This window comes from Pseudomonas sp. Hz4, from assembly GCF_054898165.1.
Window position 1 is genome coordinate 2,028,502 of sequence record NZ_CM142719.1, and the last position, 19,655, is coordinate 2,048,156.

The window sequence follows — 19,655 nt, forward strand, 5'->3', positions numbered from 1 at the left end:
CTTATTCCTTGTCCTTGAGCACGTCTGGTCTGAGCACGTCTGGTAAGTACGCGCGGTGGAAGCCGTTATAGGATTCGCTGTTCTGCACCTTGTGGATTGGCCACGCTCTCCCGCCCAGGCTGGCGGCGCCGTCGATGCGCAAGGTGCTGCCGCTGACAAACGCCGCTGCCGGGCTGAGCAGGAAAACGATCGCCGCGCTGACCTCCGATTCGGTGCCGATGCGTTTGAGCGGCACGTGCTCGCTCAACGTCGGGATCACCGCTTTGAATGCGCCTTCGTAAGTGTCCATGCCGCTGGACGCGATCCAGCCCGGCGCCACGGCATTGACCCGCACCCCGGCATAACCCCATTCGAACGCGGCGGTCTTGGTGAGGTTGTCCATGCCCGAACGCGCTGCACCCGAGTGCCCCATGCCGGGCATGCCGCCCCACATGTCGGCGAGCATATTGACGATGGCGCCGCCGTGCATGCTCATGGACTGGTTGAACACTTCCCGGGCCATCAGGAAGCCGCCCATCAGGTTGGTGCGCAACACTGTTTCGAAACCTTTTTGATTGATCGACGCCAACGGTGCCGGGTACTGCCCGCCGGCATTGTTGACCAGACCGTGAATCGGTCCGTGCTTGCGGATCAACTCACTGACCACATGCTTGACCGCTTCTTCCTCACGAATATCGCAGGCCATCCAATCCGCCTTGCCGCCATCTTCGGCAATCTCGGCGGCGACGTTTTTCAGCTTGTCGACCTTGCGCCCGAGCAGCAGCACATGGGCGCCGAGGGCCGCCAGTTCGTGAGCGGTGCAACGGCCGATACCGCTGCCGCCTCCGGTGACGATGATGGTTTGGCCTGCAAACAAATCGGCTTTGAAAATCGAATCGTAAGCCATGGCGACAGTCCTCTAACTGACTCGGTCGGCGATGCGCTGAGGCACCGGTATCTGGATTTCCAGCAGTTGCTGGGCGAAGGCTTTGCCTTGCGGATCGATCCGCAGGCTGGCCACGCCACCGCCTCCAAGGGCGTTCTCCAGCAGAAAATTAAGGCTGTGGGTGCCCGGCAGGTACCAGCGTTCGACACGGCCGTGGATCGGGTCGAGGACATGACTCATCCAGTCGACGATCACTTCTGGCGTCAAGGCCTCGGCTATCCACGGCAGGTACTCCGGCTCGCGAGCCATTACGCCGATGTTGCTGTGGTTGCCCTTGTCACCGGAGCGTGCCACGGCGAGTTTGACCAGGGCCACGCTGGCATCGGCCCGGTCTGAGGGTTTGGGGGGGGCGCACGCCACGGGCAGGTCGGCGGTGTCGAGTACATCAACGGCGGGCAGGGCGCATGGGTGGCGCTGGCCCTTGAGATCAATTTCCAGCGTGCAGGCGGTTTTGTCGATAAGGAACGAGAACAGCCGGATCAGCGGATACACCGTCGGCCGTCCACCGACAATCCCGGTCAGTCCGGGCGCCATGCCGGTGGCGGCCTGGGCAATTTCCCGGGAGAACACCATCAACGCCTGTTTACCCGGATGGCGCACCGCAAGTTTGATCACCACTTCGCGGCTGTCATGGCGCTGACCGTGGGGGCCGTAAGTGGCTTCGCTGCCGAGCAGTTCGATGTTCACTTCGCTGTAGGGTGGCCAGCCACGCTGGCTAAAGATTTCCGATGTCTTGTTGATGATGGCTGCGCTGACTCGACGCGCCTTGTCGACCGCATCGATCCCCGCGATCAGGCAACTGGCGGTGCAGCGGAAACCGTCCGGGTAAGTCGCGCTGACCTTGTACTGATCGGTCGGCGGCAAGCCTGTTGCGCCGTGCACTTGAACCGCATTTTTGCCTTGTTGCACGAGTTTGACTTCAGTGAAATCGCAGACCACGTCTGGCAGGAGATAGGCCTGCGGGTCGCCGATTTCATACAGCATCTGTTCGCCGACTGTCAGCGGTGTGACCAGTCCCCCGGAGCCTTCGGGTTTGCTGACGATGAACTGGCTGTCGGCGCTGACTTCGACGATGGGGAAGCCGATGTGTTCGTAGTCGGGCACCTCGCGCCAATCGGTGAAGTTGCCGCCGGTGCACTGGGCGCCACATTCGATGATGTGGCCGGCCAATGCGGCCTGGGCGAGTTTGTCGTAGTCGTGCCAGGACCAATCGAATTCATGCACCAATGCAGCGCTGACCACCGCGCTGTCGACCACACGCCCGGTGATCACAATGTCGGCGCCCAGACGCAGGGCTTCGACGATGCCCGGTGCGCCGAGGTAGGCGTTGGTCGAGACGCACATCGGCGGCAGGGACGCGCCGCTGAACATTTCATGGATACCGCTGCTGCTCAGCTGTTTGAACTGCGGCTGCAGGTCATCGCCCAGCAGCACGGCGATTTTCAACGCCACCCCGGCCTTGTCGCAGGCAGCGGACAGGGCGGCGGCGCAGGCCTGTGGATTGACTCCGCCGGCGTTACTGATGACGCGGATTTTCTGTCCGGCGAGTTGACCCAGCAGCGGGCTCAGGACTTCGATGAAGTCGCTGGCGTAACCAGCCTGAGGATCTTTCATCCGCGCGCCGGCCATGATCGACATCGTAATCTCGGCCAGATAATCGAAGACCAGATAGTCCAGGCGCCCACCTTCCACCAGTTGCGCGGCAGCGGTCGAGGTGTCGCCCCAGAAGGCGCTGGCGCACCCGATGCGAATTGTTTTAGGCCCAGTAAACTCCATAGCCACCTCCGACAGACGTGCACCGAGACTACCAAGCAAGCGCTTGGTTTGTAAACGCCTTAACTATCTTCTTCCCGAGCGCTTGCTAGGTTGCCCTCGCCAGCTTAAATTGCCCGCGCAACCCCGCTGTTTTAGCGGTGATTGGCGTATTTGATTGATCGACTGTAGGAGAGAACGGGTGGACGAGCAAAAAGCCCTGAGGGTGATGCGCGAATTGGTCGACAACGGCCAATTGACCGACCCGGACAGCGCCCGCGGCAAATTGCTGCAAGTGGCGGCTCACCTGTTCCGCAACAAAGGTTTTGAACGCACCACCGTGCGCGATCTGGCCGGCGCCGTGGGCATTCAGTCAGGCAGTATTTTTCATCACTTCAAAAGCAAGGACGAGATCCTGCGGGCGGTGATGGAGGAAACCATTCGCTACAACACCGCGTTAATGCGAGCAGCCCTGGCAGAAGCCGGCAGTGTGCGCGAGCGAGTGCTGGCGCTGATTCGTTGTGAATTGCAGTCGATCATGGGCGGCAGCGGCGAGGCCATGGCGGTGTTGGTCTATGAATGGCGTTCGCTGTCCGAAGACGGACAGGTGCAGGTGCTGGCGCTGCGCGACATTTATGAAGACCTCTGGCTACAGGTGCTGGGCGAGGCCAAGGACGCCGGTTTTATTCGCGGGGACGTGTTCATCACCCGCCGCTTTCTGACGGGTGCATTGTCCTGGACCACCACCTGGTTTCGCGCCGGCGGCAGCATGAATCTCGATCAATTGGCCGATGAGGCATTGATTCTGGTGCTGGAAGAGAAACAATAGCTTTCCAAGTCAGAAGGAAACTGGCTAAGTGGCCGAAACCACCTAGCTTGAATGGATTGATGCGTATTTTCTCGGGGAGTAGGTTGTTTTGATGTCTTCTCCAATTCGGACGGCTTCGCGGCTTTTGCTGGCGACGCTTGCGGTGTCATGCGCGGTTCCGTCCCAGGCAGCACAGCTGGTGCGGGTCGGTGCCGCACATTTTCCTCCTTATACCGTGCGCCCGGAGTCCGGTGCCGACACCGGTCTGCTGCCGCAACTGGTCGAAGCCTTGAACCAGTTGCAAACCGATTACCAGTTCGTGCTGGTGCCCACTTCCATTCCCCGGCGTTTCGGTGATTTCAAACAAGGTCGGGTGGACTTGGCGATCTTCGAGAACCCGGATTGGGGCTGGAAGGACATTCCTCACACCACCGTCGACATGGGTCTGGAAGACGCCGAGATTTTTGTCGCGCAGCGCGAACCTGATCGTCGGGAGAGTTACTTTGCCGACCTCACCGGCAAGCGTCTGGCGCTGTTCAGTGGCTATCACTACGAATTCGCCAACTTCAATGCCGATCCAAAATTCCTCGCGCAGAACTACAACGCCACGCTGACGTATTCCCATGACAGTAACCTGTTGATGGTGCTGCGCGGGCGTGCCGCCGTTGCCTTGGTGACACGCTCGTACCTGAGCGAGTACCTGCTGCGCAACAAGGAAGTCGCTGATCAATTGCTGGTGTCCCAGCGTATCGATCAGGTTTATCACCACTACGCCATCCTCCGTCCGGCCGCACCCATCAGCGGCGTGGCGTTCGGCAAGTTGCTGCAAGGGTTGCGGGACAATGGCCAGATGCTGAAGATTTTCGACCCCTACAAGATCGCCGTGCTGGCGGTCCCGGGTAACTGAGATCGCGCCACAGGTCGCGTATTTGCCGACTTCTCTTAAATTTCCCGCACTGGCTCACGTCACATCGTTGAACTGTCGACGATTAACGTGAGCCCCACCCATGTCCAATCTGAATGACCTGACGGCCCTGGCCTTGCCGACAGGAAGCCGTCTTGTCGCTGATGAAACCGAAAGCCGCCTGTGCCTCAGCCTTGAAGGGCAGCCGCTGATCGAGTTGCGCCTGACTCGCGCGCCCGAGTTGCAGGTGCAGGTCGAGGCACGCTTCGACCGCCCTGACGGTCAGGCATTCTGGGCGGCGTGTTATTGGCTGTTTGCTCGTGACACGGCCTGCCAGCGCTTGACCTGGCAACTCGATGTAGCCCCTACCGAAGCATTGCTCAGGGGGTTGCTGATCCCAACCGACATCGTCGGCCAGTATCGCTGTGAGCGAACACTGTTCTGGCAATTGCCTCAGCCTTGGCTGGGGGTGTCGCTGACATCGAGTTATCCTCAGCAAATGATCATCAGTGGCGGCAAGCGTCATCCGCTGCGCCCGATGAAACCTCGCGGTGAAGTCTATCGGCGTTTTGATGCGCGCCTCGGAGCCTGGATTTCCCTGCGCACAGTGGACATCGACCTGGACCTGGCGCGTTTCAATCGTTGGCAGAATAGCCCGCGAGTGGCGAGGTTCTGGCAGGAGGAGGGTAGCCTCGAGCAGCATCGCGAGTACCTGAGCAAACTTGAAACCGATCCCCACACCCTGACGCTGATCGGTTGTTTCGATGATCAGCCGTTCGCTTACTTTGAAGCCTATTGGGCCAAAGAAGATCGCATCGCGCCGTTCTATGACGCCGACGATTACGACCGTGGTATTCACATGCTGGTGGGTGAAGAAAATCACCGTGGCCCGCACAAGGTGGCGAGCTGGTTATCGGCGTTGACGCATTACCTGTTTCTCGACGACCCACGCACTCAGCGAGTGGTCGCCGAGCCTCGCGCCGATAACGCGAAGATGATCGGGCATATGCAGAACCAGGGTTTTCACTGCGAGAAAGCGTTCGATTTCCCGCACAAGCGCGCGGCGCTGATGGTGCTGGGACGTGAGCGGTTTTTTGATCGGTGTGCGTTGGCGTGATGTGTAAGGCTCAAGACCTGCTTCGGTCTTGAGTCAGCATTCGCGAGCAGGCTCGCTCCCACAGTTGATCTCTGGTGTTCACAAATTTTTGTTCACAGGAGATTCAATGTGGGAGCGAGCCTGCTCGCGAAAGGGGCGACGCAAATTTCAGACTTAGCGACGAGCAAAGGTATCCACACGACTGCCTGACACCTTGCGGCAGTGCACCAGCGCATCACGAATCATGAAGTTCACCAGGGTCGGCGAGACGCCAAGCTCCTTGGCGATGTCCTTTTGGGGCACGCCGTGCAGGCGATACATCTCGAAGGCGTAGCGGGTGCGGGTGGGCAGCTCGGTCAGCGCATCGGCGATGTGTTCCAGGGTCGAGAAATTGATGTGCGAAGTTTCCGGCGACGCGCCCTGAATCACCACGTTAAGGCCTTCCTCTTCGGGGCCCGAATACTTCTGCTCCAACGCCTGTTTGCGGTAGTGATCGATCGCCAGGTTGCGCACGATCTGGAACAGGTAACTGAGCTGAGCCTTGAACGAAGACGTGATCTGCGGCGCTGATTGCAGCCGGAAGAACGCATCCTGCACCACGTCTTCAGCACGCGACCGGCAGCCGGTAATGCGGGCTGCAATCTTGACCAGAATCAGTCGATTGTCGACGAATGCCTGAAGTAGCGGTGAATCGCACCTGCCTGTGGACATTTGTTCCGTCATGGAAATCACCTTGCTGCCAATAGGTTAGTGGGACGGCAAGCGGGGCTGAGTCGTCCTACACATCGAGCGACAAATTATTCTGAATGATAATGATTGTCAAATGAGAAATAGAGCTAATGCCCGGCAAAGGTGCGGAGTGAGAACTGCGACACGTTGACACGCCCGGCCCTGTTGGCGTTCAAGCCTTTCGACTAATTATTTCAAGACGTCAACCGTTCTCATTGGTGAAGGATTCCGGGTAGCACCTGCGACCAAAACAGCATTCCCAAGCCTCGCGCGGTCGGCGAAGACCGTGTCCTGCACGCCCTCGAAGGGGCGTGACGTCAGAAAACCGATTTCACTTGCAAGCCGAATTCAGGCAGGAAACCCCATGACCGACGCGTTCGAACTCCCCAGCACACTGGTCCAAGCCCTTCAGCGCCGAGCGGCCTTGACGCCGGACCGGGTGGCCTTGCGTTTTCTCGCCGAAACCCAGGATCAGGCTGTGGTGCTCAGTTATCGCGAGCTGGATCAGCGGGCGCGGACCATTGCTGGCGCGTTGCAGGCCGAGGCGGCGTTTGGCGATCGCGCGGTGCTGTTGTTTCCCAGCGGCCCGGATTACGTCGCGGCGTTCTTCGGATGCCTGTACGCCGGTGTGATCGCGGTGCCGGCCTATCCGCCGGAGTCGGCTCGTCGTCATCATCAGGAGCGTCTGCTGTCGATCATTAGCGATGCCGAACCGCGTCTGTTGCTGACCAGCGCCGGCCTGCGCGATGCGTTGCAGCCAATAGAGGGTGCGCCGCCGTTGCTGTGCGTCGACACCCTCGACAGCGCCCTGGCCGAACGTTGGGTGGCGCCGAACCTTGCAGACGACCACATTGCGTTCCTGCAATACACTTCCGGCTCCACCTCGTTGCCTAAAGGGGTGCAAGTCAGCCACAGCAATCTGGTGGCCAATGAACTGCTGATTCGCCACGGCTTCGGCATTGATCTGAATCCTGACGACGTGATCGTCAGCTGGTTGCCGCTGTACCACGACATGGGCCTGATTGGCGGTCTGTTGCAGCCGATTTTCAGCGGCGTGCCGTGCGTGTTGATGTCGCCGGCGTATTTCCTCGGCCGGCCGTTGCGCTGGCTGGAAGCGATCAGCGAGTACGGCGGCACCATCAGTGGTGGGCCGGATTTTGCCTATCGACTGTGCAGTGAGCGGGTCAGTGAATCGGCCCTGGAGCACCTCGACCTGAGCGGCTGGCGCGTGGCGTATTCCGGCTCCGAGCCGATTCGCCTCGATACGCTGGAACGTTTCGCCGAGAAGTTCGCGGTCTGCGGTTTCACCCAAGACAGTTTCATGGCGTCCTACGGGTTGGCCGAAGCGACGCTGTTCGTGGCCGGCAGCCCTCGCGGTCAGGGCATTGGAAACCTGCGCGTGGACGATAAAGCGTTGTCGCAGAACCGTGCGGAGCCGGGCGAAGGCAGCCCGATCATGGGTTGCGGTATCAGTCAGCCGGAGCACGCGGTGCTGATTGTCGATCCGATTGCGCTCAACGAGCTGGCTGACAACACGGTCGGCGAAGTCTGGGCCGCCGGGCCAAGCATCGCCCGCGGCTACTGGCGCAACCCCGAAGCCTCCGCCAAGACGTTCGTTCAGCGCGCCGGCCGTACCTGGCTGCGTACCGGCGACCTGGGCTTTATGCGCAACGGTGAACTGTTTATCACTGGGCGCCTGAAAGACATGTTGATCGTGCGTGGTCACAACCTTTATCCGCAGGACATCGAGCAAACCATCGAACGCGAAGTGGAGGTGGTGCGCAAAGGGCGGGTCGCCGCTTTCGCCGTCTACATCGAGGGGCAGGAAGGCATCGGCATCGCGGCGGAAGTCAGCCGCAGCGTGCAGAAAATCCTGCCGCCCGACGCCCTGATCAAAGCCATCCGCCAAGCCGTGGCCGAGGCGTATCAGGAAGCGCCGAGCGTGGTGGTGCTGCTCAATCCGGGCGCGCTGCCGAAGACCTCGAGCGGCAAACTGCAACGCTCGGTATGCCGCAATCGCCTGGCGGACGGCAGCCTCGACAGCTATGCGCTGTTCCCGCGGGCAGACGTCGAAGGTAAATCTGCAACTGAATCAGGTTCTGAACTGCAAACCTTGATCGGCCAGATCTGGTGCGAGCAACTGAGCGTCAAACAGGTCAGCGCCGACGATCACTTCTTCCTGCTGGGCGGCAACTCCATCGCTGCCACTCAGGTGGTCGCGCGTCTGCGCGAAGCACTCGCTCTGGCGCTGAACCTGCGGCTGCTGTTCGAAGCGCCGACCCTAGGCGCATTTGCCGCCGCGGTCGCTCAGCAACAGCAGGATGGTGGCCCCGCCCACGGCTCGATCACCCCGCTGTCGCGCACAGAAGCCATGCCGCAATCCCTGGCGCAAAACCGCCTGTGGATTACCTGGCAGCTCGACCCGCAGAGCAGCGCCTACACCATTCCCGGCGCCTTGCGCTTGCGCGGCGAGCTGGATGAAGACGCCTTGCGCGCCAGTTTCAAGCAGTTGATCGAGCGTCACGAATCCCTGCGCACGCGGTTCTTCGAGCGTGACGGTGTGGCGCTGCACCAGGTCGATGCAGCGAGCGAATTCAACCTGCAACTCATCGATATCAGCGACCTGCCGGTTGCCGAGCGTGAAGTCCGTGCGCAGCAAATCCGTGAGGACGAAGCCCGTACTCCATTCGATCTGGAAAAAGGCCCGCTGCTGTGGGTGACCCTGGTGCGCCTCGATGAAGAGGACCATCAACTGTTGGTGACGATGCACCACATCATCGCCGACGGTTGGTCGCTGAACGTGCTGATCGACGAGTTTTCGCGCCTGTATGCCGCAGCGTCCCAAGGACAATCAGCGACGCTCGCGGCATTGCCCACGCACTACGCTGACTACGGCGGCTGGCAGCGCCAATGGCTGGCACAAGGGGAGGGCGAGCGTCAGCTGGCTTACTGGAAAGCGCAATTGGGCGATGAGCATCCAACCCTGAGCCTGGCCACCGACCATCCACGCTCGGCGCAACACACTCACAGTGCTGCCCGCCATTGCGTGAAGCTGGGCGCGACCCTGAGCGAAGCCATTCGCCAGACCGCCCAGGCCCATGAATCCACCTCGTTCATGCTGTTGCTCGCGGCGTTCCAGAGCCTGCTGCACCGCTACAGCGGCCAGCGCGACATCCGCATCGGCGTGCCGAACGCCAACCGTCCGCGCCTGGAAACCCAAGGGTTGATCGGCTTCTTCATCAACACCCAGGTACTGCGCGCCGAATTGGATTCGCAGCTGCCATTTGTGGAGTTGCTGGCGCAAACCCGTCAGGCCGCGTTGGGCGCACAAGCGCATCAGGACCTGCCGTTCGAACAATTGCTCGAAGCCTTCCCGCAAGCCCGCGAACAAGGTTTGTTCCAGGTCATGTTCAACCACCAGCAGCGGGATTTGAGTGCACTGCGTCGCTTGCCTGGGTTGCTGGCCGAAGAGCTGCCGTGGCACAGCCGCGAAGCCAAGTTCGACCTGCAGTTGCACAGCGAGGAAGACCGTAATGGTCGCCTCAGTCTGTCCTTCGATTACGCCAGCGAATTGTTCGACGTGGCGACTATCGAGCGTCTGGCCGAGCACTTCAGCAACCTGCTGCGAGCCATCTGCGAGCAACCGAAAACCACCATCGGCGACCTGCAACTGCTGAACCCGTCCGAGCTCGATCAGCAAACTTTGTGGAGCGCCGCACCGTGTACGCCGGCCAGCCAGTGGCTGCCGGAATTGCTCAATGAGCAGGCTCGCCTGACCCCTGAGCGCACCGCCCTGATGTGGGACGGTGGCGCCATGGACTTCGCCGAACTGCACACCCAATCCAACCGCCTGGCCCATTACCTGCGCGACAAAGGCGTCGGTCCGGACGTCTGCGTGGGCATCGCTGCCGAGCGTTCGCCGCAGTTGCTGATCGGCCTGCTGGCGATCATCAAGGCCGGTGGCGCCTACGTGCCACTGGATCCGGATTACCCGGCCGAACGCCTGGCCTACATGCTCAGCGACAGCGGCGTCGAATTGCTGCTGACCCAAACCGAGCTGCTTGATCGCCTGCCGGCCGACGATGGCGTCAGCGTGATCGCCATGGACGCCTTGCATCTGGAGAGCTGGCCGAGCCACGCACCGGGCCTGCACTTGCACGGCGACAACCTGGCGTACGTGATTTACACCTCCGGTTCCACCGGCCAGCCGAAGGGCGTCGGCAACACCCACGTCGCCCTCGCCGAGCGGTTGCAATGGATGCAGAACACCTATCGCCTGAACGAAACTGACGTGTTGATGCAAAAGGCCCCGATCAGTTTTGACGTGTCGGTGTGGGAATGCTTCTGGCCATTGATTACCGGTTGCCGTCTGCTGCTCGCCGGGCCGGGCGAACATCGCGATCCGCACCGCATCGCGCAGCTTGTCCAACAGTTCGGCGTGACCACGCTGCACTTCGTGCCGCCGCTGTTGGCGTTGTTCATTGACGAACCGCTGACCGCCGAGTGCACCAGCCTGCGTCGGGTGTTCTCCGGTGGCGAAGCCTTGCCCGCCGAACTGCGCAACCGCGTGCTGGAACAACTGCCCGCCGTGCAATTGCACAACCGCTACGGCCCGACCGAAACCGCGATCAACGTCACTCATTGGCACTGCACAACGGCCGATGGCGAGCGCTCGCCGATTGGTCGTCCGCTGGGCAATGTGCTGTGTCGCGTGCTCGATGAGGCACTCAATCCCGTTCCGGCCGGTGTGCCGGGCGAGCTGTGCATCAGTGGCATCGGTTTGGCGCGCGGCTATTTGGGGCGTCCGGGCCTGACCGCCGAACGCTTCGTCGTCGATCCGCTGGGCGAGCAGGGCGCGCGTTTGTACCGCACCGGTGACCGTGCCCGCTGGACCGCCGACGGCGTGATTGAATACCTCGGCCGTCTCGATCAGCAGGTCAAACTGCGCGGCTTGCGCGTTGAGCCGCAAGAAATCGAAGCACGTCTGCTGGCTCAGGACGGCGTCGCTCAAACCGTGGTGCTGGTGCGCGAAACGGCGGCCGGCGCACAGTTGATCGGTTACTACACCGCCACTGTAACCAGCGAAACCGAAGACGCTCAAACCGCCCGCCTGAAAGCCGCGCTGGCGTCTGAACTGCCGGAATACATGGTTCCGGCGCGGCTGATGCGACTGGACGAAATGCCCTTGAGCCCCAGCGGAAAACTCGACCTTCGCGCGTTGCCGGAACCGCATTGGCAAGTGCGCGAACACGTCGAACCGGTCACCGCGCTGGAACAACGCATCGCCGGTATCTGGCGTGAAGTATTAGGACGGGTGCAAATCGGTCTGCGTGACGATTTCTTCGCCCTCGGCGGTCACTCGCTGCTGGCCACGCAAATCATTTCCCGCACCCGTCAGGCCTGCGACGTCGAGTTGCCGCTGCGCGCGCTGTTCGAAAACAGTGAGCTGGGTGGGTTTGCCGAACAGGTTCGCTTGATTCAGGCCAGTGGCAACACCAATCAGCAGCCGTCGATCGAGAAAGTCGACCGCAGCCAGCCGATACCGCTGTCTTATTCCCAGCAGCGCATGTGGTTCCTCTGGCAGATGGAGCCGGACAGCCCGGCCTACAACGTCGGCGGCATGGCGCGGCTGCGCGGGGTGCTTGATGTCGGGCGCTTTGAAGCCGCGCTGCAAGCATTGATCATGCGTCACGAGACCTTGCGCACCACGTTCCCGAGCATCGACGGCGTGGCCCAGCAACGGGTTCACCCGCAAACCGGGATGCGCATGGACTGGAAGGACTTCTGCGCGCTCGACGTTGATAGCCGCGAACAGCGCGTCCAGCAACTGGCCGACGACGAGGCGCATAAACCTTTCGATCTGGAAACCGGACCCCTGTTGCGCGCCTGCATGATCAAGACCGCTGAGCAGGAACACTCCCTGGTGCTGACCCTGCACCACATTGTCACCGAAGGCTGGGCGATGGACATCTTCGCTCGGGAACTGAGTGCACTCTACGAAGCCTTTGTCGATGACCGCGAATCGCCGCTGCAATCGCTGCCGGTGCACTACCTGGATTACAGCGTCTGGCAGCGACAGTGGCTGGAGTCCGGCGAACGTCAGCGTCAACTTGATTACTGGACCACGCAACTGGGTCGCGAACATCCGTTGCTGGAATTACCCGCCGACCGTCCACGTCCGCCCGTGCAAAGTCATCAAGGCGAGCTGTTCCGTTTCGACCTGAGCGATGATCTTGCCGCACGGGTTCGCGCCTTCAACGCGCAAAACGGTCTGACCCTGTTCATGACCATGACCGCCGCGCTGGCCGTGCTGCTTTACCGCTACAGCGGCCAGACCGACCTGCGCATCGGCGCGCCGGTGGCCAACCGGATTCGTCCGGAAAGCGAAGGGCTGATCGGTGCGTTCCTCAACACCCAGGTGCTGCGTTGCCAGCTCGACGGACAAATGTCCGTGGGTGAGTTGTTCGAGCAGGTTCGCCACACCGTGATCGAAGGTCAGTCCCATCAAGACTTGCCGTTCGATCACTTGGTGGAAGCCTTGCAGCCACCGCGTAGCGCGGCTTACAACCCGTTGTTCCAGGTGATGTGCAACGTTCAGCGCTGGGAGTTCCAGCAGAGCCGCACACTGGCCGGCATGACCGTCGAGTACCTGGCCAACGATGCGCGAGCGACCAAGTTCGACCTCAACCTGGAAGTCACCGACCTCGACCATCGCCTCGGTTGCTGCCTGACCTACAGCACTGATCTGTTCGATGAACCGCGCATTGCGCGGATGGCCGGGCATTGGCGCAACCTGCTGGAAGCGCTGCTGGCCGATCCGCAACAGCGCCTCAGTGAGCTGCCGTTGCTGGAAGCTGCCGAACAGCAACACCTGCTCGACAGCCTCGGCGTCGAGCCGGGTGAACATCGACTCGATCAGTGCATTCAGCACCTGTTCAGCGAGCAGGCCCTGGCCCGCAAAGACGCGCCAGCCCTGACCTTCGCCGGGCAAACCCTGAGCTACACCGAACTCGACAGTCGCGCCAATCGCCTGGCCTGGATGCTCCGCGAGCGTGGCGTTGGGCCGCAGGTACGTGTCGGTCTGGCGCTTGAGCGGTCACTGGATATGGTCGTCGGCCTGCTGGCGATCCTCAAGGCTGGCGGCGCCTACGTGCCGCTGGACCCGGAATACCCGCTGGATCGTTTGCACTACATGATCGAAGACAGCGGCATCGGTTTGCTGCTCAGCGATGCGGCGATGTTCGACGCGCTTGGCGAACTGCCGCCAACCGTGGCTCGTGGGTGCCTCGAAGAGGACGCCGCCACACTGGCCAATTACCCGGCCACCGAGCTGCCGTTTATCAGCCTGCCACAACACCAGGCGTACCTGATTTACACCTCGGGCTCTACCGGCAAACCAAAAGGCGTGGTGGTGTCCCACGGTGAAATCGCCATGCACTGCCACGCCGTGATTGAGCGCTTCGGCATGCGCCCGGACGATTGCGAGCTGCATTTCTATTCGATCAACTTCGACGCCGCGACTGAGCGTCTACTGGTGCCGTTGTTGAGTGGGGCGCAAGTCGTTCTGCGTGCGCAAGGCCAGTGGGACGCGGAAGAAATCTGCGGTCTGATTCGCCGTCACAACATCAACATCCTCGGCTTCACCCCAAGTTACGGCAGCCAGTTGGCGCAGTGGCTGGCGACTCAAGGCGAGACATTACCGGTGCGGATGTGCATCACCGGCGGTGAAGCCTTGACCGGCGAACACTTGACGCGAATTCGCGCAGCGTTCAAGCCGAGTCTGTTTTTCAACGCTTACGGCCCGACCGAAACCGTGGTCATGCCGCTGGCCAGTCTCGCGCCCGAGCAGCTTGAAGAGGGAATGGGCAGTGTGCCGATCGGCAGCGTGATTGGCGCTCGCGTGGCTTACATTCTCGACGCCGATCTGGCGTTGGTGCCGCAAGGCGCGACGGGCGAATTGTACGTCGGCGGTGCCGGGCTGGCGCAGGGTTATCACCAGCGTCCGGGCATGACGGCCGAGCGGTTTGTCGCCGATCCTTTTGCCGCCAATGGCGGGCGTCTGTACCGCACCGGTGATCGGGTGCGCCAGCGCGCCGATGGTCTGGTGGAGTACCTCGGGCGCGTTGACCATCAAGTGAAAATTCGTGGTTTCCGCATTGAGCTGGGTGAGATCGAAACCCGTCTGCTGGAGCATGAATCCGTGCGTGAGGCCGTGGTTTTGACCCTTGATGCACCGAGCGGAAAACAACTCGTTGGCTACCTTGTGACCGACGTTGCCGAGCAGGACGAAACCCAACAAGCCTCACTTCGCGAAGCCCTGAAAAATCACCTCAAATCCCAGTTGCCGGATTACATGGTGCCGACGCACTTGATCTTGCTGGCTCGCTGGCCGCTGACCGCCAACGGCAAACTCGACCGCCGCGCACTGCCGGCACCGGATCCGGCGCTGAACCGTCAGCACTACGTGGCGCCGAGCAATGAGCTTGAACTGACGCTGGCCGCGATCTGGTGCGAAGTGCTGAACGTTCTACAGGTCGGCCTCAACGACAACTTCTTCGAACTGGGCGGCGACTCGATTCTGTCGATTCAGGTGGTCAGTCGTGCGCGGCAGCAGGGCATTCACTTCAGCCCGCGTGACCTGTTCCAGCACCAGACGGTACAGACCCTGGCCTCCGTGGCGACCCGCACTGAGCAGGTCACGGCCGAGCAAGGTTTGCTGATCGGCGAATCACGGTTGACGCCGATCCAGCACTGGTTCTTCGACACCGATATCCCTCAGCGCCAACACTGGAACCAGGCATTGCTGCTGGAACCTACCGTGGCATTGGAGCCACATCACCTCGAGCAAGCATTGCTGGCGGTGATCGAACAGCACGACGCCTTGCGTTTGCGTTTCACCGAAGTCGCAGGTCAATGGCAGGCCGAGCACCAAGCGGTTTCCGAGGCACCGGTGGTGTGGCAAGTGCGCGTTGCGTCCATGGACAAATGCGCGGCACTGTTCGCCGATGCCCAGCGCAGCCTCGATCTCGAAGCGGGGCCGCTGATGCGGGCGCTGCTGGTCGACGGTCCCGAGGGCCAACAGCGGCTGTTCATTGCCATTCACCACCTGGTGGTGGACGGCGTTTCGTGGCGGGTGCTGCTGGACGATCTGCAAACGGTGTATCGCCAACTGGACGCGGGGCAGTCGGCAAAACTGCCGGCGAAAACCAGTGCCTTCAAGGACTGGGCCACACGTTTGCAAGCGTATGCCGGCAGCGAATCCCTGCGTGAAGAACTGAGTTGGTGGCAGTCTCAACTGGCCGGTCAAAGTGTCGAGTTGCCGTGTGATCGACCCGAGGGTGGCCGGCAGAATCGTCATGCACAAACCGTCAGTGTGCGCCTCGACAGCGAACGCACCCGACAATTGTTGCAGCAAGCGCCGAGTGCCTATCGCACCCAGGTCAACGACTTGTTGTTGACTGCATTGGCCCGCGTGCTGTGCCGTTGGAGCGGTCACGCGTCGGCGTTGATTCAACTCGAAGGCCATGGCCGTGAAGCGCTGTTCGACGAAATCGACCTGACGCGCACCGTCGGCTGGTTCACCAGCGCTTATCCGCTGCGGCTGATGCCGCTGAACATTGAAGAAGCCGCCGGGCAGGGCGCCTCGATCAAGGCGATCAAGGAACAACTGCGTGCGGTGCCGCACAAAGGTCTGGGTTATGGCGTGTTGCGTTATCTCGCCGATGACTCGATCCGTCAGAGCATGGCGGCCTTGCCGGTGGCGCCGATCACCTTCAATTACCTCGGTCAGTTCGACCAGAGCTTCGGCGCGGACGCCTTGTTCCTGCCTCTCGATGAAGCGGTCGGCGCGGCCCATGATCCTCGCGCGCCGCTGCCCAATGAGCTGAGCATCGACAGTCAGGTCTATGGTGGTGAGCTGGTACTGCGTTGGACCTTTAGCGCCGAACGCCACGATCCGCGGACCATCACCGATCTGGCTGACGCTTACCTCGGCGAATTGCAGAGCCTGATCGAACATTGCCTGGTCGACGATGCGGGCGGCCTGACGCCGTCTGACTTCCCGTTGGCGAAACTGACCCAACCGCAACTCGACGCGCTGCCCATCCCGGCCGCCGTCATCGAAGATGTCTACCCGCTGACGCCGATGCAGGAAGGCATGCTGCTGCACACCTTGCTGGAACCGGGCACCGGCCTCTATTACATGCAGGATCGCTACCGCATCAACAGCGAGCTCGACCCGCAGCGTTTCACCCAGGCCTGGCAAGCGGTGATCGCCCGTCACGAAGCCCTGCGCGCATCGTTCTGCTGGAACGTCGGCGAAGACATGCTGCAAGTTATCCACAAGCCAGGCAGCACGCCGATCGAGTACCTGGACTGGACCGCAATCGCCGACGCCGAGCAGGAGCCGACGTTGCAGGCACTTCTCAAAAGCGAGCGTGAGGCCGGGTTCGATCTGCTCAATCAGGCACCGTTCCACTTGCGACTGATCCGAGTTGGCGCGGCGCGTTACTGGTTCTTGATGAGCAACCACCACATCCTCATCGATGCCTGGTGCCGTTCGCTGCTGATGAACGATTTCTTCGAAATCTACACCGCACTGGGCGAAGGTCGAGACGCGCAGCTGGCCGTGCCACCGCGCTATCGCGACTACATCGGCTGGCTGCAGCGCCAGAGCCTGGCCGAGGCGCGGCAGTGGTGGAAAACCAACCTGCAAGGCTTCGAACGGACCACGCCGATTCCGAGCGACCGGCCGTTCCTGCGTGAACATGCCGGTGAAAGCGGCGGCATGATCGTCGGCGATCGCTATACAAGGCTGGATGCCCGTGACGGTGCGCAACTGCGCGAACTGGCCCAGGCGCATCAACTGACCATCAACACATTTGCTCAAGCGGCGTGGGCGCTGGTGCTGCAACGTTTGAGCGGTGATCGCGACGTGCTGTTCGGCGTCACGGTGGCTGGTCGTCCGGTGGCAATGCCAGCGATGCAGCGCACCGTCGGGCTGTTCATCAACAGCATCGCGCTGCGGGTGAAAATGCCCGAAGACGATCAGCGCTGCAGCGTTCGCCAATGGCTCAGTGGCTTGCTCGACTGCAACATGCAGCTGCGCGAGTACGAATACCTGCCGCTGGTGAGCATTCAGGAAAACAGCGAACTGCCCAAGGGCCAGCCGTTGTTTGACAGCCTGTTCGTGTTCGAAAACGCCCCGGTGGAAGTCTCGGTGCTGGACCGTGCGCAGAGCCTCAACGCGACGTCTGATTCGGGTCGAACCCACACCAACTTCCCGCTGACGGCGGTCTGCTATCCGGGCGATGACCTGGGCTTGCACCTGTCTTACGACCAGCGTTACTTCGATGAATCGACCGTCGAACGCATGCTCGGCGAGTTCAAGCGGTTGCTGCTGGCGCTGGTCGAAGGTTTCCATGGCGACATGGCTGACTTGCCGCTGCTGGGGCCCGAAGAGCAGGACTTCCTGATCCATGGCTGCAATCAGAGTGAACACGACTATCCGCTGGAGCAGAGCTACGTCGCGTTGTTCGAAGTTCAGGTCGCGCAACATCCACAACGGATTGCCGCGAGTTGCCTCGACAAGTTGCACAGCTACGTTGAGCTGAACCAGCGCAGTAACCGTCTCGGCCATGCGCTGATTGCGGCAGGCGTCGGGCTGGATCAACCGGTGGCATTGCTGGCTGAACGTAACCTTGATCTGCTGGGCATGATCATCGGCAGCTTCAAGGCGGGCGCCGGTTACTTGCCGCTGGACCCGGGCCTGCCGAGTCAGCGTCTGAGCCGGATCATTGACCTGAGCCGCACGCCGTTGCTGGTTTGCACCGAGGCCTGTCGTGAACACGCTGTCGCGCTACTGGAACAGTTCAGTGGCGCCAATCGGCCGAAGTTGCTGGTGTGGGAAGAGGTGCAGGCGAGCGATGTTTCGGTGGTCAATCCGGGTGTCTACAGTGGTCCGGACAACCTCGCTTACGTGATCTATACCTCGGGTTCCACCGGTCTGCCGAAGGGCGTGATGGTCGAGCAGCGCGGCATGCTCAACAACCAGTTGAGCAAGGTGCCGTACCTGAACCTGAGCGCCGCCGATGTGATTGCTCAGACCGCCTCGCAAAGTTTCGACATTTCGGTCTGGCAGTTCCTCGCCGCACCGCTGTTCGGCGCTCGGGTGGACATCGTGCCGAACACCATCGCCCATGATCCGCAAGGGTTGCTGGCGCATGTGTCGACCCAGGGCATCACCGTGCTGGAAAGCGTGCCATCGCTGATTCAGGGCATGCTCGCCCAGGAACGCATGAGCCTCGACGGCCTGCGCTGGATGCTGCCGACCGGTGAGGCAATGCCGCCGGAACTGGCACGTCAATGGCTGTTGCGCTACCCGCAGATCGGGCTGGTCAACGCCTATGGCCCGGCGGAATGCTCGGATGACGTGGCGTTCTTCCGCGTCGACATGGCGTCGACTCGCGGCAGTTACCTGCCGATCGGTACGCCGACCGACAACAACCGTTTGTACCTGCTCGACGGCGCGCTGGAACTGGTGCCGTGGGGTGCAGTGGGCGAGCTGTGCGTCGCCGGTACTGGCGTCGGCCGCGGCTACGTCAGTGATCCGTTGCGCACCGCTCAAGTGTTTGTGCCGAACCCGTTTGGCGCGCCGGGTGATCGTCTGTATCGCACCGGAGATCTGGCCCGTCGTCGCAGTGACGGCGTGCTGGAATACGTTGGGCGTATCGACCATCAAGTGAAGATCCGCGGCTACCGCATCGAACTGGGTGAAATCGAGGCGCGTCTGCATGAGCAGCCGCAAGTCCGCGAAGCGGCGGTGGGTGTGCAGGAAGGGGTCAACGGCAAGCATCTGGTCGGCTATTTGGTAGCGACTGATGCTTTGATCAATCCAACCGAGCGACTGGAACGCATCAAGCAACGCCTGCGCACTGAACTGCCGGAATACATGGTGCCGCTGCATTGGTTGTGGCTCGACCGGATGCCGCTCAATGCCAACGGCAAACTGGATCGCAAGGCCTTGCCGGCGCTGGAAATCGGCCAGTTGCAGTGCCAGGACTATCAGGCACCACGCAATGAACTGGAGCAAATCTTGGCTGATATCTGGGCCGAAGTGCTAAAGGTCGAGAAGGTGGGGGGGCGTGACAACTTCTTCGAGCTGGGCGGGCATTCGCTGCTGGCGACGCAGATCGCTTCGCGGGTGCAGAAAGCCCTGCAACGTGATGTGCCGCTGCGGGCGATGTTCGAATGCAGCACGGTGGAAGAACTGGCCGAGTACATCGAAGGGCTGGCGGCGAGCGACACCACCGAGGAGAAGGTTGATCGGTTGAATGATCTGATGGCGGAGTTGGAAGGGCTTTGATTCTCTAGCGATTGTGAAGGCCCCTTCGCGAGCAGGCAGGCTCGCTCCCACATCTAGTCCTGCAAACACAGGTCCATT

7 protein-coding genes are annotated in these 19,655 nt (G+C 61.4%); 4 read left to right on the plus strand and 3 right to left on the minus strand.

Translation table 11 applies throughout. The annotated features are described in order from the left end of the window. Position 1: 1 nt before the first annotated feature. Both ACYZTR_RS09175 and ACYZTR_RS09180 read right to left on the minus strand, forming a co-directional pair. On the minus strand, positions 2 to 886 hold the full coding sequence (locus ACYZTR_RS09175) for an SDR family oxidoreductase (RefSeq protein WP_461978201.1): 885 nt from the start codon (positions 884 to 886) through the stop codon (positions 2 to 4). Positions 887 to 898: 12 nt separating this feature from the next. Beyond that, positions 899 to 2,701: an acyclic terpene utilization AtuA family protein gene (locus ACYZTR_RS09180; protein WP_461978203.1), complete on the minus strand. Its 1,803-nt coding sequence runs from the start codon at positions 2,699 to 2,701 to the stop codon at positions 899 to 901. A gap of 178 nt (positions 2,702 to 2,879) precedes the next feature. Between ACYZTR_RS09180 and ACYZTR_RS09185 the strand changes: the two genes are divergently transcribed. From ACYZTR_RS09185 to ACYZTR_RS09195, 3 genes are all read left to right on the plus strand, one after another. After that, positions 2,880 to 3,506: a TetR/AcrR family transcriptional regulator gene (locus tag ACYZTR_RS09185; protein WP_461978205.1), complete on the plus strand. Its 627-nt coding sequence runs from the start codon at positions 2,880 to 2,882 to the stop codon at positions 3,504 to 3,506. 91 nt (positions 3,507 to 3,597) lie between these two features. Beyond that, entirely contained in the window at positions 3,598 to 4,392 is a 795-nt protein-coding gene (locus tag ACYZTR_RS09190; protein ID WP_461978207.1) for a substrate-binding periplasmic protein, read from the plus strand. 100 nt (positions 4,393 to 4,492) lie between these two features. After that, entirely contained in the window at positions 4,493 to 5,506 is a 1,014-nt protein-coding gene (locus ACYZTR_RS09195; RefSeq protein ID WP_461978209.1) for a GNAT family N-acetyltransferase, read from the plus strand. Positions 5,507 to 5,659: 153 nt separating this feature from the next. Here ACYZTR_RS09195 and ACYZTR_RS09200 read toward each other — a convergent pair whose 3' ends face one another. Continuing rightward, entirely contained in the window at positions 5,660 to 6,208 is a 549-nt protein-coding gene (locus ACYZTR_RS09200; protein WP_461978211.1) for an RNA polymerase factor sigma-70, read from the minus strand. A 370-nt stretch (positions 6,209 to 6,578) separates the two neighbouring features. Here ACYZTR_RS09200 and ACYZTR_RS09205 point away from each other — a divergent pair, with 370 nt between their 5' ends. Beyond that, positions 6,579 to 19,577 carry a non-ribosomal peptide synthetase gene (locus ACYZTR_RS09205; protein ID WP_461978213.1) on the plus strand — a complete coding sequence of 4,333 codons (12,999 nt, stop codon included), beginning with the start codon at positions 6,579 to 6,581 and terminating at the stop codon, positions 19,575 to 19,577. Positions 19,578 to 19,655: the final 78 nt, after the last annotated feature.

Coding starts and splice junctions, on each gene's coding strand:
- ACYZTR_RS09175 (WP_461978201.1), bottom strand. CDS start 886: ATGGCTTACGATTCGATTTTCAAAGCCGATTTGTTTGCAGGCCAAACC.
- ACYZTR_RS09180 (WP_461978203.1), bottom strand. CDS start 2,701: ATGGAGTTTACTGGGCCTAAAACAATTCGCATCGGGTGCGCCAGCGCC.
- ACYZTR_RS09190 (WP_461978207.1), top strand. CDS start 3,598: ATGTCTTCTCCAATTCGGACGGCTTCGCGGCTTTTGCTGGCGACGCTT.
- ACYZTR_RS09195 (WP_461978209.1), top strand. CDS start 4,493: ATGTCCAATCTGAATGACCTGACGGCCCTGGCCTTGCCGACAGGAAGC.
- ACYZTR_RS09200 (WP_461978211.1), bottom strand. CDS start 6,208: ATGACGGAACAAATGTCCACAGGCAGGTGCGATTCACCGCTACTTCAG.
- ACYZTR_RS09205 (WP_461978213.1), top strand. CDS start 6,579: ATGACCGACGCGTTCGAACTCCCCAGCACACTGGTCCAAGCCCTTCAG.